Below are 21,033 nucleotides of genomic sequence, written 5' to 3'. Positions count from 1 at the left end.
TCCGCCGCGCCGGACCCGAGCCACGCAAGGAGCACGGGATGTCCTACGACCCGTACCCGCGACCACGCCCGACGCCCTCCCCGCCGCCGTACCCGCCCCACCCGCCGCACCACTCCCCCCATCCCCCGCCCGCGCCGCCCGCCGCCCACGCCTCCTACCCGTGGGACCCCGCCCCGCCCGCCGCGCCCGCGCCCGACCCGTACCCCCGGGCCCAGCGGCACCCCTCCCTCGGCCACCACAGCGACCTGCGGATCCTGCGCAGCGCCTACCGCTGGCAGCGGCGCACCGCCACCCTCACCGCGCTCGGCTACTTCACCCTCTTCCTGATCCTCTCCGCGTACGCGCCGTCCTTCATGACGAGCACCGTCGTCGACGGCCTGCCCACCGGGGTGCTGCTGGCCCTCGCCCAACTGCCCGTCACCTGGCTGGCGATCGCCCTGTACGAGCACACCGCCCGGCGCTACGTCGACCCCCTCGCGGACCGCATCCGCAAGCAGGCCGCGCTGGACGCCAAGCGGGAGGAGCACCGGTGACCACGGAATTCAGCGGCAACGCCCAGGCGATGTCCCTGGTCGGCTTCTCCGCCGTCGCCACCATCACGCTGCTGCTGTGCGTGATGACCGGCCCCGACCGCGACGACCTCGACGAGTTCTACACCGGCTACAACTCCCTGTCGCCGATGCGCAACGGCCTGGCGATCGCCGGCGACTACATCTCCGCCGCGACCGTCCTCGGCACCTGCGGCGTCATCGCCCTGTTCGGCTACGACGGTGTCGTCCTCGCCCTGAGCACCGCCCTGTCCCTGATGCTGCTGATGTTCCTGCTGGCCGAACCCCTGCGCAACGCGGGCCGGTTCACCATGGGCGACGCCCTGGCACGCCGCATGGCCGGGCGCGGCGTGCGCATCACGGCGTGCGTGGTGACGCTGGCGTCGCTGCTGCCGCTGATGCTGGTCCAGCTCGCCGGGACGGGCCAACTCCTCGCGTTCATCCTCGGGTTCTCCGGCGACAGGCTGGAGACCGGCTGCATCATCGGCCTCGGCCTGCTGATGATCAGCTACGCGGCGATCGGCGGAATGAAGGGCACCGCCCTCATCCAGATCCTGAAGATCGTGATGCTGCTCGGCTCGGGCGGTGTCGTCGCCGTCCTCATCCTCAGCCGCTTCGACTGGGACCCGGGCGCGCTGTTCGACTCGGCCGCCGGGAAGAGCGGCGTCGGACCCGCCTTCCTCCAGTCCGGGCTCCAGTTCGCGGGCGGACCCAGCCCCCGCGTCGACATGATCTCCGCGCAGCTCACCGTGGTCCTCGGCGGCGCCTGCCTGCCGCACGTCACCATGCGCATGTACACCGCGTCCAGCGCCCGACAGGTGCGCCGGTCGATGTCCTGGGCCGTGTCGTGCGTCGCGCTGTTCGTCCTCGTCATCACCGTCGTCGGCTTCGGCGCGACGGCGCTGATCGGGCGGGAGGCGATCGCCCGCGTCGACCCGCAGGGCAACACCGCCTATCTGCTGGGCTCCCAGGCCGCGTTCGGCCCCGAGGTGTCGTCGGCGGAGACGTTCCTGTTCACGACCGTCACCACCGCCGTCTTCCTCACCCTGCTCGCGTCCGTCGCCGGCATGATCCTGGCCTGCGCCAACTCCCTCGCGCACGACGTGTTCGCGGCCCGCGTGCAGGAGATGTCACCGCGCCGCGAGATGGCCCTCGCCCGGATCTCGGCGCTCGTGGTGGGCGTCGTGGCGATCGTGCTGGCGACGATGGTGCAGCACCGCAGCCTCCAGCCCCTGGTCACGCTGTCGTTCTGCCTGGGCGCCTCCGCCATCGCGCCCGCGCTGGTCTACAGCCTGTTCTGGCGCCGCTACACCACGACCGGCCTGCTCAGCACGCTCATCGGCGGCTCGCTTGCCGTGCTGCTGCTGATGCCGGGCACCAACCTGGTCTCCGGCTCCCCCGTGTCGGCGTTCCCCGACGCCGACTTCAACTGGTTCCCGTTCACGACGACCGGCCTGGTCTCCATCCCGTTCGGCTTCGCCTGCGGCTGGCTCGGCACGGTGCTGTCCGGCCGCGCCAGGACGGAGGAACAGCGCCGCCAGTACGAGGCGGTGGAGGCCCGGATCCTGGCGGGCGTGGTGCGCAAGGGAAGGTGAGACGCGGCCGGCGGGCCCTCACTCCAGGGCCGTCTGCCCCGTCAGCGCGGTCAGGCTGCTGCGGACGTGGTCCATCTCGGCCCGCACGTCGTCCCCCCGGTCGGCGTGCTCCCGCAGCACCCGCTCCGTCTCCCGGCCGACGCGCTCCGCCCGGGCCCGCGCCTCGGCGAGGATCTCCGCCGCCCGCGCCTGCGCCGCCTCCTGGGCCCGGGCGGCGCGGGCCTCCTCCCCGGCGAGCGCCTCCCGCGCCTCGGCCACCGTCCGCTCCGCGCGGGCCAGTTGCTGCGCCTCACGCGACGCGAACGCCTCCAGCCGCTCGGCCTCCTCCCGCTCGGCCCGCGCCGACCGCTCGGCGTGCTCGCGGGACTGCTCGGCGAGCAGCGCGGAGGCACGGCCGCGCACCTCACGCACCTGGCCGAGCGACTCCTTGCGGATCGCCTTCACCTCGCGCCGGGCCGCGATCCGGATCCCGTCGGCCTCCCCGCGCGCCGCCACCAGCCGCTGCCGGGCGGCCTCGTCGGCCTCCGCGCGTACGGCGTCGGCGTACGCCCGCGCCGCGTCGCGTACGCCGGACGCCTCCTCCCGGGCCGTCGCCGCCTCGCGCTCCGCGTCCCGGCGCGCGCTCTCCCGGACGGCCTCCGCCTCCTCGCCCGCGAGGTCGAACAGGCGCCGGGCACGCTCCCCGAGCACCTCGTACGTCTGCGGGGCGAGCCGCGCCACGGCCTCCCGCAGCCGCTCGGCCTCCGCCTCCGTCTCCTTGGCGAGCACGGTCAGCCGGGCGGCCCGCTCCCACGCGGCGTCCCGCTCGTGCGAGACGGCCGCGGTGTACGCGTCGACCTGCGCGGGACGGTAACCGCGGCGCCGCACGGACACGAGGCCGTACGAGGACACCGATGCGCTGCTCATCCTGGAACCTCTCGAGCGAGCCCGAAATGAGATGATTTCGCGCACATCTTGATGGATGGGGCAGAACACCTCATAACGCGACACTCCGGGCAGGAGAGGTCGCGGAGGCCGTGCGCACACGCCGCCGGGCCCGCCCCCTGCGGTGGGGACGGGCCCGGTCACGACGGCCGACCGGCCGTACGAGGCGTCAGCGACGGGGTGCGCGGGTCACAGCAGCCCGTCCCACATCTGCTCCAGCAGCACCGACCACCAGCTCTCCGGCGAGCCCAGCGCCGCCGGGTCCAGCGCGGCCAGCTGGGCCTGGAAGTCGACGGTCCAGCGGCCCGCCTGCTCCTGGTTCAGACCGAACCGCAACCGCCACATCCGGCCCAGCAGCCCCAGGCACCGCGCCAGCTCCGGCAGACCCGTGTTCACGAACTGCGGCGGCACCGGCGCACCGCCCGGACCGGCCTCCACCGGCACCGCGACGATGTTCGCCGTGCCGTACTGCACGCACAGCGCCCGGCCGAAGTCGCTGCCCACGACCAGGTACGAGCCCGCGTCCGGGGCCGGCTGCACACCGCGCTCCGCCGCCAGCTCCGCCAGCGTCGGCACCGGACGCCCCGGCTGGGCCTGCGCCCAGAAGAACGGGCCCATGTCCATCGGCAGACCGGCCACCACCAGCGTCTGCGCCACCACCGGCGGCACGCCCTGCCGGGACACCGCGGCCTGCTCGAACCGGAACACGCCCGGTCCGAACGCCGCCGCCAGCTCCTGCGCGATCGCCTCCGGCGGCACCGGCGGCGCCGGCTGGACCGGCGGCAGCGGGGCGCGCACCGGCGCCGGACGCGCCGGACCGTCCGCGACCTGGTGCAACTCGCCCTGGTGGGCGAGGAGTTGCTGCATGCCCTGCTGCCGGCTCGCGTGATCCGTGCCGTACGGCGCGATCGACGTGATGCGGGCCTGCGGCCACTGCTCCCGGATCATCCGCGCGCAGTACGCGCCCGGCAGTTCGCAGGACTCCAGCTCCGTGTGCAGCTCCAGCACCTGGTCCGGCGGCACGTTCATGGCGCGCAGCTCGTGGAAGATCTGCCACTCCGGGTGCGGCGTGCCCGGCGCGGAACGCCGGATCAGCTGCTGCTCGGAACCGTCCTGCGCGCGGTAGCGCAGCACGGCCTGGTAGCCGGGGCCGACGGTCGGCTGCCCCTGCTGCGGATAGCCGTACGCCGGCGGCTGACCCGGCACCGGCTGACCGGGAGGCGGCACCGCGCCGGGGGGCGGCACGGCACCGGGCGGCTGCGGCGCACCCGGGACGCCCGGCGCGGACGGCGGCGGGGGCGTGCCGGGGCCGCCCACCGGAGGCGCGGCCAGCATCGTCTCAGCGTGGTGCACGGCACCGCGCGCGCCGCCCGCCGAGCCGTGCGCGCCGGGCGCGGACGGCGGCGGAGGCGTGCTCCCCGGGCGCGCGCCCGGCGCACCCGGCGCACCCGGAGCGCCCGGAGCGCCCGGCGGCGGAGGCGGCGTGGGGCCGCCGCCGCCCATCTGGCTCGGGTCGGCGAGCATCGTCGCCGCGTGGTGCACCCCGCCCGGAGGCGTCCCGCCGGGCGCGTTCGGCGGCGGGGTCGGCGTGCCCGGGGCACCCGGCGCGTTCGGGTCGCCGATCGCCGGGGCCATCTGGGTCGGCACGTAACCGCCCGCCGTACCGCCCGGCGCGGCGGGCGCCGACGGCGGAGCGGGCGTGCTCCCCGGACGCGCGCCCGGCGTACCCGGGGCGCCCGGCGGCGGAGGCGTGGTCGAACCGCCGCCCCGCGCACGCCGCGGCGGCGGAGCGGCCTTGCTGGTCGCGGCGTCGGCGATGTCACCGGCGTGCGGAGCGAGCGGCTGCCCCGGCGCACCGGGCCCGGCCGGCGGCGGCGTGCTGCCGTGCGGCACGCCCTGGGGCGGGGTACCGGGCGCGGCCGGAGCCTGGCCCTGCGGATAGCCGTACGGCTGCCCGGGCGGCGGGGTACTGCCCTGCGGCACACCGGCGGGCGGCACACCCGGAGCACCAGGAGGAGGCGTACCGGGAACGCCCGGGGGCGGAGTGCCCGGAACCCCGGGGACACCCGCACCCTGCGAACCCCCCGGGCCGCCCGGGGCGTTCACGTCGTCGATCGCCGGGGCCATCGCCGTCCGCGGAAGCTGGCTGCCGCCCGCCATCAGCGCCGTCTTGGCCTCCGGCGGCGTCGAGGGCGGCGGAGCGTCGTCGGGGACGTCGCTGATCTGCTGCGCGAACACCGTGTCGGGCAGCGGTACGGAACGGTCGTCACCGGCGTCCGCGTTGGTGTCCGTACCGGCCCACGGCGTCGCCCCGGCCGGCACGCCCGGCGCGGACCCGGCGGCCCCGGAGGCGGCGCCCGTCGGCACCCCGGCCTGCGTCTCGGGCAGCGCCCCGCTCCCGGCCGCACCCCCGGAACCCGCACCCGCACCCGCACCCGCGGGCGCGGAACCGGAACCGTCACCCGCCGACGCCGACTCGCCCCGGCGATCCGGGATGCCCAGCTTGTCCGCCGCCTCCTGCAGCCACTCCGGCGGGCTCAGCAGGAACGACGTCTGGTTCAGGTCCACCCGCGCGGGCGGCGCCGGCGCCGGATCGGCCGCCGACTCGTCACGGCCGTACTCCTCCTCGTACCGGCGGACCACCTCGCCCACCGGCAGCGCCGGCCACAGCGTCGCCTCTCCGCTGTCCCGCGCGATCACGAGCCGCTGCCCGCCACCGTCCGAACGCGGCCCGTCGGCCCGGTCCTCGGCCCACACCACGAACCCGAGATCGAACTCCCGCACCCGCACCTCACGGTGCTGGTACGCCGGCACATCGCCGTTGATCCACTCTTCCGCGCGCTCCTGCGCCTGCGCGAACGTCACCATCGGTCAGCTCACTCCCCCACGGAAGAAAGGGGAACGGCACGCGCGAAGCCGCCGTCCACCATCAGGTTCGCCACGGTCTCCAACTCCGGCGGGGAACCCGCCAGGCGCGCCAGGAACGCGTCGAAGTCCTCACCGCACGGCAGCAGCAGGCGCTCCACCCGCTCGGCCGGCGGCCACGACGGATCCACGTCGCGCGCGTCGTCGTACGCGCAGAACCACACCGAACCGATCCGCTCGCCCCGCACCTTCACGGCCAGCAGACCGCCCTGGACGAACGCGACACCCAGATAGTCCTTGGTCAGGTGATCACGCAGACACTTGTTCACGTACACCAGGTCGTTGACCGCCGCCTCGTCCCGCACCGTGAAGAACGGCTGGTCGACCAGCAGACCCAGCTCCGCGTCCAGCGCCGTGCCCACCGGCGCGCAACCGCCCGCCGCCTTCAGGAACGACCGGTACGCGCCCGGCAGCCGGTACCCGAGGTCCTCCTCGACCCCCAGCACCTGCGCCTCGGTCACCGACAGGCCCGACTTCGGCAGCCCGAAGTGCGCCGGCCGCGTCTCCTGGAGCGGCCGCGTGCCCCGCTTGTCCTGGTCCGCCGTCGACGTGGCGATGCCGCCGTGGTGCCGCAGCAGCGCCTTCACCTCGACCGGCACCAGCTCCAGACGCCGCGTGCCCGCCACGTGGTGCCACGTCCAGCCGTGCGGCGTCGCCACCGAGGGCACCGTGTCCCACAACTCGTGCCCCGACGCCGACAGCGCCGCGTTCGCGGACACGTAGTCCGTCAGCCGCAGCTCGTCGACCCCGAAGCCCTCCGGCGGCTCGGCGATCTCCACCGCCGCACGCGCGTAGGGCGAGAAATCGGGGTAACCACGCTCGTCCACCCGCACCCCTCTGGGGTGACGGGCGGCGCGGACCGGATCCGGGAAGTTCACGACCTGCCCGGCGTAGGCCGCGTTCGGCGGCGCGGCTTGCTGCCCGAGCCGACCTGATGTCATGGCGGTTGCCCCCTGCGGCACTCTGTACGACCCGCGGCGACCACCCTCGGCAACCACGACCCGTATCGACTGTCACGTCTCTAAGGTCACCGCGCGGAACGCGGTGCCGACAGCCTATGCGGTACGACGACACGGGTCACCGGGCACCGGGCAAGGCCCCCTCCGGTTCCGTGACCTGCTGTCACGCCTTGGTGACAGCCCAAGCGGGTCCTGGCGTGTCGACCGGCCCCAGCTTCCCCACCAGCCACGGCATTTGGCACTCTGTGACCTCCGGGGGGATGCTCGGGAGGGGAAGACGATCATGAACGCGACACAGACGGGACCGCACACCGGCCGATCCGGCGACCCCCGCATCGGCTGGAGCGTCACCACCTCCGCCGACACCCCCCTCCTGCGCCACCGCCGCGACGGCATCCTCCCCACCGTCGCCGCCGCCCTCTCCGTCCGCGGCACCACCCTCACCGGCACCGCCGCCCGCGGCGACCGGCCCCCCGCCCTGCACCCCCTCGTCCAGGACTTCCTCGACGCCCTCACCAGCGACCAGCGCGACCGCTTCACCGGACGCTGCGCCGAAACGATCCTCATCTCCCGGCACCTCGCCGCCGCCGACGCCGCCCGCAGCAAACGCGCCGCCCGCAAGCCCATGACCAACGGCGAAGCCCGCAAAGCCCTCAAGCAGGCCAAACTCACCGCCCGCCGCATCCGCGAGGACGGCGACCCCCTGCACGGCAGCTTCGCCGCCCCCTGCCGCGCCTGCACCGCCCTCAGCGCCCACTTCGGCGTCCGCGTCGTCGACCCCACCGCGGACGACGACTGACCCCGCCGACCGCACCCCGCCACCGACTCGACGAACGAACGAAGACGAACGAAGGGCAGATGCACACCGACCGCACCTCGACCACCCGCTTCCCCGTCCCCGTCGACGCCGCCCTGCGCGCCGCCGGCTGGCAGCCCGGACGCTGGGACATCAAGCAGGCCGAGATCTGGGCCGACACCCTCCGCGACCACACCTCGCCCGGCGGACACCGCCACAGCGTCTTCCCCGCGGCCGTCGAAGCCTGGGCCGAGTTCGGCGCGCTCCGCATCACCCCCACCGGACCCGGCCGCCAGATCGCCCCCGCGACCCTCCACGTCGACCCCCTGCACGGCCTCCACATGGCCCGCACCCTCGGCGACCTCGGCCGCGCCCTCGACACCGAGGTCAGCCCCCTCGGCGCCGAAACCGACACCCAGGCCCTCCTCGCCATCGACACCGAGGGCCGCGTCTACGCCCTCGACCACACCGGCGACTGGTACCTCGGCGCCGACATCGACCAGGCCCTCACCGGCCTCGTCGCCGGCACGGAACCCACCCGCCTCACGACGGGCTGACCCCGGCCCGCGGCAGGCGAACGGCGCCACCTACGCCGCCGGAATCACCGCCGACACCCGGAACCCACCCGCGTCCGTCGGCCCCGACACGAACACCCCGCCCAGCGCCGCGACCCGCTCCTTCATCCCCACCAGGCCGTTCCCACCCGACGGCAACCGCGCCGACGACGCCGACCCCGCCTCGGGCGGCGGCTCGTTCTCCACCTGCATCGCGATCTCCGACACCCGGTGCGCCAGCCGCACGTACGTCTTCGCACCCGCCGCGTGCTTGTGGACGTTCGTCAGCGCCTCCTGCACCACCCGGTACGCCGTCTGCTCCACCTCCGGCGCATACGACCGCGCCTCCCCCTCCACCGACAGATCCACGACCATCCCCGCCGCCGCGGACTGCCCGACCAACTCCTCCAGCTCCGACAGACACGGCCCCTCCGCCGCGCCCTCGTCCCCCGCGGCCCGCGAAGCGGCCGCCGCGGCAGCCGCCCCCACCGCCGCCAGCGGAGCCGCCGGCGCCGGCCTCACCCGCTCCTGCCGCGCGGCCGCCTCCCCACTGCGCAGCACACCCAGCATCTCCCGCAGCTCGGTCAGCGCCTGCCGTCCCATGTCGCCCACCAACGCGGCGTTCCGCACGGCCTTCTCCGGATCCTTCCGGGCCACCGCCTGCAACGCCGCCGCGTGCACCACCATCAGGCTCACCCGATGCGCCACGACGTCGTGCATCTCCCGCGCGATCCGCGTCCGCTCCTCGTTGCGCGCCCACTCCGCGCGCTCCTCCGCCCGCTCCGCGAGCAGCTGAAGCTCCCGCTCCAGGCTGTCCGCCCGCTCCCGCAGGCTCTCCATCAGCCGGCGCCGCGCCCCGACGTACAGCCCCAGCAGCACCGGCGGCGCGGTCACACCGAGCGACGTCGCGATGGCCGCGAACGGGACGAACCAGTCCCCCAGCGTCCACTCACCCCGCGCCATGCCCTGCTGCACCCGCACGAACGTCACGATCAGCGTGCCCACCAGCGACATCCCCGCCAGCGAGGCGATGATCCGGCGCGGCAGCTCGGACGCCGACAGCGTGTACAGCCCGACCACGCCCATCAGGAAACCCATCTGCGCCGGCGTGATCGCGATCGCCATCAGCACCACGGCGATCGGCCACTTGCGCCGCACCAGCAGCACCGACCCGGCCAGCAGCCCGAACACCAGCCCCACACCGACCGGGATCCCGGCGTCCCGCGCGAACGGCACCCCCTCGACGGCGCACTCCAGCGAGGACACCGTGGCCAGCCCGATGTCCAGCAGCGCACCGCGCCACCGCCCCCACCACAACGGCCCTCCCCGGGCCGTCACATGGTCTTCCCCCGTCGCGGTCATGCCTCCAGCCTACGGGCGCGCCCCACCCCTTTTCCGGCGAGTTTCCACCCCGCCCCACCCGCCACACAGAGTGACGAAACGGAAGCGCACTAACGCGATATCCCTCGAACAGTGGAATGCCCCCGCACCCACCCCCGGAACCTCCCTTTCTCCCGGACGGTATGCCCATGGCACATCCAAAACCCCACCTCAAGGCCAAGGCCCGCGAACTGCGCCGCCAGGGCTGGACCTACGACCGCATCGAGAAGGAACTGGGCTGCTCCAGAAGCTCGGTCTCGCTGTGGGTGAGAGATCTGCCGAAGCCCGAGCACAGGCGCAGCCGCGAAGAGGCATCGGCGATCGCCCGCAAGGGCTGGGAAGCCCGGCTGCGCGTCCGCGAGGACGAGCGGCGGGAGGCCAAGGAGGCCGCGAAGCAGGCGATCGGCAGGCTCACCGACCGCGAACTCTTCCTGCTGGGCGTCGGGCTCTACTGGGCGGAAGGCGGCAAGGACAAGCCGTACGCCCGCCGCGAACACGTCGCCTTCATCAACAGCGACCCGGACATGATCCGGATCTTCCTCGCCTGGCTCGACCTGCTCGGAGTCGAGCGCGAGCGCATCCGCTGTTCGGTCATGATCCACGAAACGGCCGACACCCCGGCCGCCGAACGCTACTGGGCCGATCTCGTCGGCGCCGACATCGTCTTCAACAAGACGACCCTCAAGAAGCACAACCCGAAGACCATCCGGAAGAACGTCGGTGATTCCTATCGAGGTTGCCTGGTGATCAAAGTCCTGAAGAGCGCCGACTTGTACCGTCGCATCGAGGGGTCCTGGTACGGCATAGTGGTGTCCGCACACGAAGCCGGTCGATCAAATCGGACATAGTGCGCAAACCATCCCGGGTCGTCTAATGGCAGGACAAATGGTTTTGGTCCATTGAATGAGGGTTCGATTCCTTCCCCGGGAGCCCGACACCAGCGGGCCCTGACCAGCATCCAGGTCGGGGCCCGCACCCATGTCCCCGCCAAAACGCCCCGGTATCCTGCGGATGTCCAACCCCACCCCAAAGCCGAAGGGCATCCCGTGAGCGCCAACCGCCCGGCAGCCGTCGTCGTTCTCGCAGCGGGTGAGGGCACCCGTATGAAGTCGGCCACACCGAAGGTCCTGCACGACATCTGTGGCCGTTCCCTGGTGGGCCACGTGCTCGCCGCCGCCCGCGAGTTGGACCCGCGGGAGCTGGTCGTCGTCGTGGGCCACGCCCGTGAGCAGGTGACCGCCCACCTCGCCGAGACCGACGCCGCCGTCCGCACCGCCGTCCAGGCGGAGCAGAACGGCACCGGCCACGCCGTGCGCATGGCGCTGGAGGAGCTGGGCGGGTCCGTCGACGGCACGGTCGTCGTCGTGTGCGGGGACACCCCGCTGCTGACCGGTGAGACCCTGCGCGAGCTGTCCGCCACCCACTCCGCCGACGGCAACGCCGTGACCGTGCTGACCGCCGAGGTCCCGGACGCGACCGGCTACGGCCGGATCGTGCGGGACGACTCCGGTGCCGTGACGGCGATCGTGGAACACAAGGACGCCGACGAGACCGTGCGGGCGATCCGGGAGATCAACTCGGGGGTGTTCGCGTTCGACGGCCCCCTGCTGGCCGAGGCGCTGAAGAAGGTCCGTACGGACAACAGCCAGGGCGAGGAGTACCTGACGGACGTGCTCGGGATCCTGCGTGAGGCGGGGCACCGGGTGGGCGCGTCCGTGGCCGCGGATCACCGGGAGATCGCCGGCATCAACAACCGCGTGCAGCTCGCCGAGGCGCGCCGGATCCTGAACGACCGGCTGCTGACGCGGGCCATGCTCGGGGGTGTCACGGTGGTGGATCCCGCCACGACGTGGGTGGACGTGTCGGTCACGTTCGAGCGGGACGTGACCGTGCTGCCGGGTACGCAGCTGCTCGGTGCGACGCATCTGGCCGAGGGGTGCGAGGTCGGTCCCAACGCGCGGCTGACGGACACCCGGGTGGGTGCGGGCGCGCGGGTGGACAACACGGTGTCGACGGGCGCCGAGGTGGGTCCCGAGGCGACGGTGGGGCCGTACGCCTATCTGCGGCCGGGGACGCGGCTGGGGGCGAAGGGCAAGATCGGGACGTACGTCGAGACGAAGAACGCGTCGATCGGTGAGGGGACGAAGGTTCCGCATCTGTCGTACGTGGGGGACGCGACGATCGGTGAGTACACGAACATCGGTGCCGCGAGCGTGTTCGTGAACTACGACGGGCAGGACAAACATCACACGACGGTCGGCTCGCACTGTCGTACCGGCTCGGACAACATGTTTGTGGCTCCTGTCACGGTCGGGGACGGCGCGTACACCGCGGCGGGGTCAGTGATCACCAAGGACGTGCCGCCCGGTTCGCTGGCCGTGGCCCGCGGTCAGCAGCGGAATATCGAGGGTTGGGTGGCTCGAAAGCGTCCGGGGAGCGCCGCGGCGAAGGCGGCCGAGGCGGCTTCCCGGGAGGCGGACAGCGCAGGCTGACCGGAAAATGTTGCTCTGAATACGGCGTACCGTGATAAGTGCACACCCGCACCCCACCAGCTGAGACGGCCTCTCGCGCCCAGCGGCGAGGTCTCTCCACTCGGCTGTGAACACCTCTGAGGAGAAAGTGCTGTGACCGGGATCAAGACGACCGGCGAGAAGAAGTTGATGTTCTTCTCCGGCCGCGCCCACCCCGAGCTTGCCGAGGAGGTCGCCCACCAGCTGGGTGTCGGGGTAGTTCCGACGAAGGCCTTCGACTTCGCGAACGGTGAGATCTATGTGCGTTATGAGGAGTCGGCCCGTGGGGCGGACTGCTTCCTGATCCAGAGCCACACGGCTCCGATCAACAAGTGGATCATGGAGCAGTTGATCATGATCGACGCGCTGAAGCGTGCGTCGGCCCGCTCCATCACGGTCATCGTGCCGTTCTACGGTTACGCGCGGCAGGACAAGAAGCACCGGGGTCGTGAACCGATTTCGGCGCGTCTGATCGCGGACATGATGAAGACGGCGGGTGCGGACCGGATCCTGACGGTGGATCTGCACACGGACCAGATCCAGGGCTTCTTCGACGGTCCGGTGGATCATCTGTTCGCGCTGCCGCTGCTGGCGGACTACGTCGGCAAGAAGGTGGACCGCAAGAAGCTGACGGTGGTGTCGCCGGACGCCGGCCGGGTGCGGGTGGCGGACCGCTGGTGCGACCGTCTGGGTGCGCCGCTGGCGATCGTGCACAAGCGGCGTGACAAGGACGTGGCGAACCAGGTGACGGTCCACGAGGTGGTGGGCGAGGTCAGGGGCCGGGTGTGCGTTCTGGTCGACGACATGATCGACACGGGTGGCACGATCTGCGCCGCGGCGGACGCGTTGTTCGCGCACGGTGCGGAGGACGTGATCGTGACGGCGACGCACGGTGTGCTGTCGGGTCCGGCGGCGGACCGGCTGAAGAACTCGCGGGTGAGTGAGTTCGTGTTCACGGACACGCTGCCGACGCCGGGTGAGCTGCACCGGGATCTGGACAAGATCACGGTGCTGTCGATCGCTCCGACGATCGCGAGTGCGGTGCGTGAGGTGTTCGAGGACGGTTCGGTGACGAGCCTGTTCGACGAGCAGTGATCTCGCGGCGGTGATCCCGCGGTGCCCGTGGTACCTGCGGTGATGATCCTGCAGTAAGGGTTCTGCAGCGCCGATTGATCGTTTTGGGTGCGGCCTCCCTCTCCGAGTAGACTGCTGAAGTTGCTCGGCGAGGGAGGCCGTTCCGCTTCGTGTGGGGCTGGTGCGGCTGTCCGTTATCGACGCGCTCTTCGTAGCAGGCCGTTCGTGGCCGGGTGACCACGTCCGTTTCTGACTTCGAGGAGTGATTATGTCCGAGGTGAAGATCGCCGCCGAGACGCGCACCGAGTTCGGCAAGGGTGCCGCGCGCCGTATCCGTCGTGACAGCAAGGTTCCGGGTGTGCTGTACGGGCACGGTTCGGACCCCATCCACCTGACGCTGCCGGGCCACGAGCTGCTGCTGGCGCTGCGTACGTCGAACGTCCTGATCTCGCTCGACATCGACGGCAAGTCGACCGAGCTGGCGATCCCGAAGTCGGTGCAGCGTGACCCGATCAAGGGCTTCCTGGAGCACGTCGACCTGCAGCTGGTGACCCGTGGCGAGCAGGTCACGGTCGAGATCCCGGTGCACACCGAGGGCGAGCTGGCCGCGGGTGGCAACCTGCTGGAGCACGTCCTGGACGCGCTGCCGGTGACGGCCGAGGCCACGCACATCCCGGAGCAGGTCTCCGTGTCGATCGAGGGCCTGGCGGCCGGCGACTCCGTCCTGGCGAAGGACATCGCGCTGCCGTCCGGCGTCACGCTGAACGTGGACGAGGACGCGGTGGTCCTCCAGGTGCTGTCGGCGCAGGCCGAGGAGGCTCCGGAGGGCGAGGAGACCGAGGGCGCCGAGGGCGCGGAGGCCTGATCCTCCCCCGCTTCGTCGAATGGTCGGCCGCTGTTCCCGTGGGGGGCAGCGGCCGACGCGTATCAAGGAGACATGGACGTGACGACCGACGCTGGTGCGCCCTGGTTGATCGTGGGGCTGGGGAATCCCGGGCCCGAGTACGCGCGTAACCGGCACAACGTGGGCTTCATGGTGGCCGATCTGCTGGCGGAGCGGGTCGGGGGGAGGTTCAAGCGGGCCGGGAAGGCGCAGGCCCAGGTGGTCGAGGGCCGGATCGGTCCGGCGGGGCCCGGCAATCGGCGGGTGATCCTGGCGAAGCCGATGTCGTACATGAATCTGTCGGGCGGGCCGGTGAACGCGCTGCGGGACTTCTACAAGGTGCCGCTCGCCCATGTGGTGGCGGTGCACGACGAGTTGGACATCGACTACGGGACGCTGCGGCTGAAGCTGGGGGGCGGCGACAACGGGCACAACGGTCTGAAGTCGATGACGAAGGCGATGGGGCCGGACTATCACCGGGTGCGGTTCGGGATCGGGCGTCCGCCGGGGCGGATGCCGGTGGCCGATTTCGTGCTGAAGGATTTCTCGTCGGCGGAGCGCAAGGAGCTGGACTACTTCGTGGACCGTGCGGCGGACGCGGTGGAGTGTCTGGTGATCGACGGTCTGGAGCGGGCACAAGGTACGTACAACTCCTGACTTGTCCCCCACGGGAGTTGACCGCGCGTGGGGGCATGGCCAAGGATCGCGGCCATGTCTTCTGCGGTCTCCTCCTCTCCGGGCGCGGCCATGGCGCTGCGGTTCGGCCGAATCGCGGTGATGGGTGCGGTCGCCGTGCTGATCCTGATCGCGGGCGTGTGGGCGTCGTGGGGCACGGCGCAGCACGTGATGCTGCCGAAGGGCCGGGAGAGCGGCACGGTGGAGGTGGCGCGGTGCGGTGCCCGGTCGTGCACGGGGGCGTTCGCTCCGTTGTCGGCGGGTGCGCAGCCGCGGGAGCGGGTCGTCATCGAGAAGACGGTGGCGGTGCGGACGGGGCAGACGTACACGGTGGTCGTGAAGCCGGGCAGTGACGACGTGGTGCGGTCGGGTCCGGCGGGTGTGCTGTACGCGTGGGTGCCGATGGGCGGTGCGCTGCTGCTGGCGTCGGTGGTGGTGGCCGGGGGGCTGCGGCGGACGCGGGCGGCGTGGGTGCTGGCGGGGTCGGGGGTCGCGCTGCTCACGGCGGCTTTTGTGGCGGTGTGAGGGCGGCCGTTCTGTGGCGGTGTGAGCGGGGGCGCGTGTGATGCGCGGGTTTCACGCGGGGTCCCGTTGTTGTCCATGTGTGTGGAGCAACTGGGTGTTGCGTCTTCGTGATTGACCTGGGGCCAGGGCCGGCAGGAAGCTGAGCCGCCCCCTCCACATCTTCCTCAGCCGCAACTTCGAAGACGGACTGCCTCATGCGTACCCTCTCTCGCGCCGGCGTACTCGCCGCCGCGTGTTCGGCCGCCCTGTTCGCCGCTCCGGTCGCTCATGCGACGGCTCCCGGCGACAACGGCACGGTCAAGATCCATGACGCCTCGACCGGTGAGGAGCTTCGCCGGAACGAGCCGCACGTGTGTGAGTTCTATCTGGACGCTTTCGGGTTCGACGCCGGTCAGCAGGTGGACTGGCACATCGAGTCCTGGGCGCCGACGGCGGACGTCAAGGGCGAGACGGTGAAGTCCGGCGAGATCACGCTGGACGACTCGGGTCACGGCCGCACCGAGGACCTGACGCTGCCGGACGGCCACTACAAGCTGTTCTGGAACTGGGACGGCGAGAACGGCTCCGCGAAGCACAAGGTGTTCTGGACGGACTGCGAGGACGAGGGCGGGGCCGGCGGTGCGTCGCCGTCGGTGTCGGCGCCGGGTTCCTCGGTCGCGCCGTCCGCCGGGTCGTCCGCGGCGCCGGAGCCGTCCGGTGAGGCCTCGGCGGCGCCGTCGTCGTCGCCGTCGGTGCAGGGCGGCAGCGGTGGCGGTGACCTCGCCGAGACGGGCAGTGGCGCGCCGGTGGGTCTGCTGTCGGGTGTGGCGGCGGCGCTGCTCGCGGCGGGTGGCTTCCTGGTGTGGCGGCGTCGTCGGGCGTGACGCGGGCCGTGTGACACGACGGCGGTGCCCCCGAGCCTCGGTCGAGGTTCGGGGGCACCGTCGTTTCGTGGTGGGCCGGGTCAGCCGGTGTTGCGCAGACCCGCCGCCACGCCGTTGACGGTGAGGAGCAGGGCGCGGGCGAGCAGCGGGTCGGGTTCCTCGCCGACGGCCGCGGCGTCGCGCTGGCGCTTGAGGAGGGCGACCTGGAGGTAGGAGATCGGGTCCAGGTAGGCGTCGCGGATGGTGAAGGTCTGCTTCAGGACGGGGGTGGCGTCGAGCAGTTCCTGTTCGCCGGTGACGCGGAGGACTTCGCGCACGGTGAGTTCGTGCTCGGCCCTGATGGTGTCGAAGACGTGCCGGAGGTTGTCCGGGACGAGGGTGTCGACGTAGTGCTGGGCGATTCTGAGGTCGGTCTTCGCGAGGGTCATCTCGACGTTGGAGATGAAGTTGCGGAAGAAGTGCCACTGTTCGTGCATCTCGTCGAGCACGGTGTCGAGGCCGGTCTCGCGCAGCGCCTTGAGTCCGGAGCCGACGCCGAACCAGCCGGGGACGATCTGGCGGGACTGGGTCCAGCCGAACACCCAGGGGATGGCGCGCAGTCCGTCGAGTCCGGCGCCGGAGTCGGGCCGCCGGGAGGGGCGGGAGCCGAGGTGGAGGTCGGCGAGCTGGTCGACGGGGGTGGAGGCGAAGAAGTACGCCGGGAGGTCGGGGTCCTCGACGAGGCGGCGGTAGGCGGAGTGGGCGGCGTCGGAGACGACGTCCATGGCGGCGTCCCAGCGGGCGAGGGCGTCGCTGGACTGGCGGGGCGCGGTGTGCAGGGCGGAGGCCTGGAGGGTGGCCGCGACGGTGAGTTCGAGGTTCTCCCGGGCGAGGGACGGGACGAGGTACTTGTCGGAGATGACCTCGCCCTGCTCGGTGACCTTGATCTCGCCTTCGAGGGTGCCCCAGGGCTGGGCGAGGATGGCGTCGTGGGAGGGGCCGCCGCCGCGGCCGACGGTGCCGCCGCGGCCGTGGAAGAGGCGGAGGCGGACGCCGTAGCGGTGGGCGACGTCGCGCAGGCGGCGCTGGGCGCGGTGGATCTCCCACTGGCTGGTGGTGATGCCGCCGAACTTGGAGGAGTCGGAGTAGCCGAGCATGACCTCCTGGACGTCGCCGCGCAGCGCGACGAGGCGCCGGTAGGACGGGTCGGAGAGCATCTCCTCCAGGATCGTGTCGGCGGCCCTGAGTTCGTCGGTGGTCTCCAGGAGGGGCACGATGCCGATCTTGGCCCAGCCGGCGTGCAGGTCGACGAGTCCGGCCTCGCGGGCGAGGACGGCGGCGGCGAAGACGTCGTCGGCGCCCTGGCACATGGAGATGATGTAGGACTCGATGACCTCGGGTCCGAAGACTTCGAGGGCGCGCTTGACGGTCTGGAAGACGCCGAGGGTCTTCTCGCCGGCGGCGTCGACGGGCGCGGGGGTGGGCGCGAGGGGCCGGCGGGATCTGAGCTCCTTGGCGAGGAGCTTGGCGCGGTATTCGCGCGGCATGTCGGCGTAGCGCCAGGATTCCTCGCCGAGCCGGTCGAAGAGCTGGCCGAGGGCGTGGTGGTGGGCGTCGGCGTGTTCGCGTACGTCCATGGTGGCGAGCTGGAGGCCGAAGGCGGCGAGGGTGCGGATGGTGCGGGCGAGGCGGCCGTCGGCGAAGAGGCCGCCGCGGTGCTCGCGCAGCGAGTTCTGGATGATCCGCAGGTCGGCGAGGAGCTCGGAGGTGCCGAGGTAGTCGCGGCCGGGCTCGTGGGGGATGCCCTTGGCGAGGCGCTGCTTGGTGTTCTCCAGCTTCTGGCGGACGCAGGTGGCCTTGAGCCGGTAGGGCTCCTCGGCGTTGAGCCGCTTGTAGCGGGGGCTGATCTCGGGGAGTCGTTCGAGGTCGGCCTGGAGGGATTCGAGGAGTTCCTCGGTGGCGCCTGCGTAGCGGATGGAGTTGGAGAGGAAGCCGCGCAGCTCGTCGATGGTGTCGAGGGCGTCGTTGATGCCGTGTTCGTGCTGGAGGATCAGGACGTCCCAGGTGACCTGGGGGGTGACGTTGGGGTTGCCGTCGCGGTCGCCGCCGATCCAGGTGCCGAAGGTGAGGGGGCGGGTGTCGTCCGGGAGGGTGACGCCGACGCGTTCGAGTTCGGCGGTGAGGTCCTCCAGGACGTCGCCGACGGCGCCGGCGTGGAGTTCGTCGAGGTAGTAGATGGCGTTGCGGGCCTCGTCGGCGGGTTCGGGGCGGACGACGCGGAGTTCGTCGGTCTGCCAGACGAGGTCGATGTTCTCGGCCAGGCGGGTGTCGTAGCGGCGCCGGTCGGACTCGATGACGGGGGTCTCCAGGAGCGCGGCGATGCGCCGGAGCTTGTTGAGGACCGAGCGGCGGGCGGCCTCGGTGGGGTGGGCCGTGAACACGGGGCGGACGTTGAGGTTCTTGACCGTCTCGCGCAGGTGTTCGGGGTCGGCGTCCTTGAGGCGGTCGGCGGTGCGGGAGAGCAGGCCGCCCTCGGCGGCGCGCCGGGCGCGCAGCTCGCGGCCGCGGTGGACCTGCTCGGTGACGTTCGCGAGGTGGAAGTAGGTGGAGAAGGCGCGGACCAGCTTGGCCGCGGTCTCCAGTTCGGTGCCGCGCAGCAGCTCCGCGGCGGCCTCGCCGTCCTCTCGGGTGAGGCGGCGTACCTTCTCGACGAGGTCCAGCAGTTCGTGGCCCTCCTGCCGCACGAGCGTCTCACCGAGGAGATCACCCAGCCGGCGGATGTCGGCGCGCAGCTCGCTGCTGGTCGTCGTGGTGTGGTCGTCGGCACTGCTCACAGGTGCGGCTCCTTGCAGTGTTGAAGCTCGTCTGGGAGGGGAACCCGGACGGCGTCTCGCGCGGCAGGTACCGCATACGGGCCGGACATCCGGGAAAAGTTCAGAGCGGACCGCGCTGTCCGACCGAATCCAAGGATAGGTCGCCGGCCGGACGCGCTGGCCGACGGGCTCTTGCCGCCGGGCGACACGCTGCCATACTTACGACGCCGTAGGTTACGGAACCGTAGGGAGCTCCGCACGGTTCCGCCGCCCGGCGTCACCCATCCCATTCCTGCCTCTACCCCACAGGGACGCCCATGACCACAAGCTCCGATGTGATCCCCGACGCCTCCGAGGCGCCCGAGACCCCGGCCCCGTCCGCGACGCTGGGCGGTGAGCGCAAGCGCTCCGTCGAGCAGATCGCGCTGCTCCTCTTCATCGTCGTGCCGTTCGCGGCGCTGCTGGCCGCGGTGCCGCTGGCGTGGGGATGGGGGGTGAGCTGGCTGGACCTGGGTCTGATGGTGTTCTTCTACTTCCTGGGCTGCCACGGCATCACGATCGGTTTCCACCGGCACTTCACGCACGGTTCCTTCAAGGCCAAGCGGCCGCTGAAGATCGCTCTGGCGATCGCCGGCTCGATGGCCGTCGAGGGCCCGCTGGTCCGCTGGGTGGCGGATCACCGCAAGCACCACAAGTTCTCCGACGCGGAGGGCGACCCGCACTCCCCGTGGCGGTTCGGGGAGACGGTCCCCGCGCTGATGAAGGGCCTGTGGTGGGCGCACATCGGCTGGCTGTTCGACGAGGAGCAGACGCCGCAGGACAAGTACGCGCCCGACCTGATCAAGGACCCGGCGCTGCGCGCGGTGTCGCGCACGTTCGTGCTGTGGACGATCCTGTCGCTGGCGCTGCCGCCGCTGATCGGCGGTCTGGTGACGTGGTCCTGGTGGGGCGCGTTCACGGCGTTCTTCTGGGGTTCGCTGGTCCGGGTGGCGCTGCTGCACCACGTGACGTGGTCGATCAACTCGATCTGCCACGCGGTCGGCAAGCGTCCGTTCAAGTCGCGGGACCGCTCGGGCAACGTGTGGTGGCTGGCGATCCTGTCGTGCGGCGAGTCCTGGCACAACCTGCACCACGCGGACCCGACGTCGGCCCGGCACGGTGTGGAGCGCGGACAGCTCGACTCGAGCGCGCGCCTGATCCGCTGGTTCGAGATGGCCGGCTGGGCGTACGACGTGAGGTGGCCGTCACGCTCGCGTATCGATTCGCGCCGTACCAGCGAGGAAGGCGGCTCCCGGCGGGGGAAGGCGACCGCCGAAGCGGCATGATTGACGCCGTGGCGACCGACTCCAGCAGCAATTCCAGCAACGACAAGCCGCGGCGGACCCGTCGCACCCGGATGACCGGGGCCGAGCGCCGCCAGCAGTTGCTGGAGATCGGTCGGACCCTCTTCGCCGCGAAGGGCTTCGAGGGCACGTCGGTGGAGGAGATCGCGGCGAAGGCCGGGGTGTCCAAGCCGGTGGTGTACGAGCACTTCGGCGGCAAGGAGGGGCTGTACGCGGTCGTCGTGGACCGTGAGATGCGGCGGTTGCTGGACATGGTGACGGGTTCGCTCACGGCGGGTCATCCGCGTGAGCTGTGCGAGCAGGCGGCGTTCGCGCTGCTGGACTACATCGAGGAGTACACGGACGGGTTCCGCATCCTGGTCCGGGACTCCCCCATCCCGCAGTCGACGGGTTCCTTCGCGTCTCTCATCTCGGACATCGCCACGCAGGTGGAGGACATCCTGGGCCGGGAGTTCAAGAACCGCGGCTTCGACTCGAAGCTGGCGCCGCTGTACGCGCAGGCGCTGGTGGGGATGGTCGCGCTGACCGGCCAGTGGTGGCTGGACGTCCGCAAGCCGAAGAAGGCGGAGGTGGCGGCCCACCTGGTCAACCTGGCCTGGCACGGCCTGGACGGCCTGGAGGCGAAGCCGCATCTGATAGGGCGGCGCAAGAGCTGAACAAATGGACCACATGACGCATCTTGCGCAA

At 71.9% G+C, this 21,033-nt stretch carries 17 protein-coding genes, 1 tRNA gene and 1 pseudogene; 14 read left to right on the top strand and 5 right to left on the bottom strand.

The genetic code is table 11. The features are described from left to right. The first annotated feature begins 38 nt into the window (after positions 1 to 38). Together ACZ7D7_RS15345 and ACZ7D7_RS15340 are read left to right on the top strand one after the other, a co-directional pair. Positions 39 to 533: a DUF485 domain-containing protein gene (locus tag ACZ7D7_RS15345; protein ID WP_470824715.1), complete on the top strand. Its 495-nt coding sequence runs from the start codon at positions 39 to 41 to the stop codon at positions 531 to 533. Positions 534 to 562: 29 nt separating this feature from the next. Continuing rightward, positions 563 to 2,143 (top strand): sodium/solute symporter, encoded by a 1,581-nt coding sequence (locus ACZ7D7_RS15340; RefSeq protein ID WP_470824839.1) that lies wholly within the window; start codon positions 563 to 565, stop codon positions 2,141 to 2,143. 18 nt (positions 2,144 to 2,161) lie between these two features. On the opposite strand, the gene ACZ7D7_RS15335 is transcribed toward ACZ7D7_RS15340, so the two are convergent. The 3 genes from ACZ7D7_RS15335 to ACZ7D7_RS15325 form a co-directional block, all read right to left on the bottom strand. Continuing rightward, positions 2,162 to 3,049, bottom strand: a complete 888-nt coding sequence (locus ACZ7D7_RS15335) for a cellulose-binding protein (protein WP_470824713.1) — start codon at positions 3,047 to 3,049, stop codon at positions 2,162 to 2,164. Positions 3,050 to 3,256: 207 nt separating this feature from the next. Next, complete coding sequence (locus tag ACZ7D7_RS15330) at positions 3,257 to 5,935, bottom strand: SUKH-4 family immunity protein (RefSeq protein ID WP_470824712.1); 2,679 nt, start codon at positions 5,933 to 5,935, stop codon at positions 3,257 to 3,259. Positions 5,936 to 5,943: 8 nt separating this feature from the next. Beyond that, complete coding sequence (locus ACZ7D7_RS15325) at positions 5,944 to 6,933, bottom strand: SMI1/KNR4 family protein (RefSeq protein WP_470824710.1); 990 nt, start codon at positions 6,931 to 6,933, stop codon at positions 5,944 to 5,946. A 301-nt stretch (positions 6,934 to 7,234) separates the two neighbouring features. On the opposite strand from ACZ7D7_RS15325, the gene ACZ7D7_RS15320 reads away from it, so the two are divergent. Continuing rightward, positions 7,235 to 7,750 carry a YwqJ-related putative deaminase gene (locus ACZ7D7_RS15320; protein ID WP_470824708.1) on the top strand — a complete coding sequence of 172 codons (516 nt, stop codon included), beginning with the start codon at positions 7,235 to 7,237 and terminating at the stop codon, positions 7,748 to 7,750. 59 nt (positions 7,751 to 7,809) lie between these two features. Then, positions 7,810 to 8,304: an SUKH-3 domain-containing protein gene (locus ACZ7D7_RS15315; protein WP_470824707.1), complete on the top strand. Its 495-nt coding sequence runs from the start codon at positions 7,810 to 7,812 to the stop codon at positions 8,302 to 8,304. A gap of 30 nt (positions 8,305 to 8,334) precedes the next feature. Here the strand turns inward: ACZ7D7_RS15315 and ACZ7D7_RS15310 are convergent, their stop codons facing one another. Further along, on the bottom strand, positions 8,335 to 9,663 hold the full coding sequence (locus tag ACZ7D7_RS15310; protein WP_470824706.1) for a sensor histidine kinase: 1,329 nt from the start codon (positions 9,661 to 9,663) through the stop codon (positions 8,335 to 8,337). A 137-nt stretch (positions 9,664 to 9,800) separates the two neighbouring features. Here ACZ7D7_RS15310 and ACZ7D7_RS15305 point away from each other — a divergent pair. From ACZ7D7_RS15305 to ACZ7D7_RS15270, 8 genes and pseudogenes are all read left to right on the top strand, one after another. Continuing rightward, a pseudogene (locus ACZ7D7_RS15305) lies at positions 9,801 to 10,529 on the top strand (hypothetical protein); the annotation flags it as partial. Between the two features lie 11 nt (positions 10,530 to 10,540). Next, a tRNA-Gln gene (locus ACZ7D7_RS15300) sits at positions 10,541 to 10,611 on the top strand. Between the two features lie 116 nt (positions 10,612 to 10,727). Beyond that, complete coding sequence (glmU, locus tag ACZ7D7_RS15295; RefSeq protein ID WP_470824705.1) at positions 10,728 to 12,173, top strand: bifunctional UDP-N-acetylglucosamine diphosphorylase/glucosamine-1-phosphate N-acetyltransferase GlmU; 1,446 nt, start codon at positions 10,728 to 10,730, stop codon at positions 12,171 to 12,173. Between the two features lie 132 nt (positions 12,174 to 12,305). Next, entirely contained in the window at positions 12,306 to 13,286 is a 981-nt protein-coding gene (locus tag ACZ7D7_RS15290) for a ribose-phosphate diphosphokinase (RefSeq protein WP_470824703.1), read from the top strand. Positions 13,287 to 13,533: 247 nt separating this feature from the next. Beyond that, a complete protein-coding gene (locus tag ACZ7D7_RS15285) occupies positions 13,534 to 14,130 on the top strand; it encodes a 50S ribosomal protein L25/general stress protein Ctc (protein ID WP_470824702.1) in 597 nt (198 codons plus the stop codon). Between the two features lie 72 nt (positions 14,131 to 14,202). Next, positions 14,203 to 14,805, top strand: coding sequence for an aminoacyl-tRNA hydrolase (gene pth, locus ACZ7D7_RS15280; protein ID WP_470824701.1), 603 nt, complete (start codon positions 14,203 to 14,205; stop codon positions 14,803 to 14,805). A 54-nt stretch (positions 14,806 to 14,859) separates the two neighbouring features. Continuing rightward, positions 14,860 to 15,348, top strand: a complete 489-nt coding sequence (locus tag ACZ7D7_RS15275; RefSeq protein WP_470824700.1) for a hypothetical protein — start codon at positions 14,860 to 14,862, stop codon at positions 15,346 to 15,348. Positions 15,349 to 15,542: 194 nt separating this feature from the next. Then, the gene (locus ACZ7D7_RS15270) at positions 15,543 to 16,211 is read left to right on the top strand and encodes an LPXTG cell wall anchor domain-containing protein (RefSeq protein WP_470824699.1); all 669 of its coding nucleotides are present in this window, start codon (positions 15,543 to 15,545) and stop codon (positions 16,209 to 16,211) included. 80 nt (positions 16,212 to 16,291) lie between these two features. Here ACZ7D7_RS15270 and ppc read toward each other — a convergent pair whose 3' ends face one another. Then, positions 16,292 to 19,024, bottom strand: a complete 2,733-nt coding sequence (ppc, locus tag ACZ7D7_RS15265; RefSeq protein ID WP_470824698.1) for a phosphoenolpyruvate carboxylase — start codon at positions 19,022 to 19,024, stop codon at positions 16,292 to 16,294. Positions 19,025 to 19,320: 296 nt separating this feature from the next. On the opposite strand from ppc, the gene ACZ7D7_RS15260 reads away from it, so the two are divergent. After that, a complete protein-coding gene (locus ACZ7D7_RS15260; RefSeq protein WP_470824697.1) occupies positions 19,321 to 20,328 on the top strand; it encodes an acyl-CoA desaturase in 1,008 nt (335 codons plus the stop codon). Beyond that, the gene (locus tag ACZ7D7_RS15255; protein ID WP_470824696.1) at positions 20,325 to 21,002 is read left to right on the top strand and encodes a TetR family transcriptional regulator; all 678 of its coding nucleotides are present in this window, start codon (positions 20,325 to 20,327) and stop codon (positions 21,000 to 21,002) included. The genes ACZ7D7_RS15260 and ACZ7D7_RS15255 overlap by 4 nt, the downstream gene beginning before the upstream one ends. Positions 21,003 to 21,033: the final 31 nt, after the last annotated feature.

This window comes from Streptomyces sp. NPDC037054 (assembly GCF_055606745.1).
This window is presented reverse-complemented; position numbering and strand designations above follow the sequence as displayed.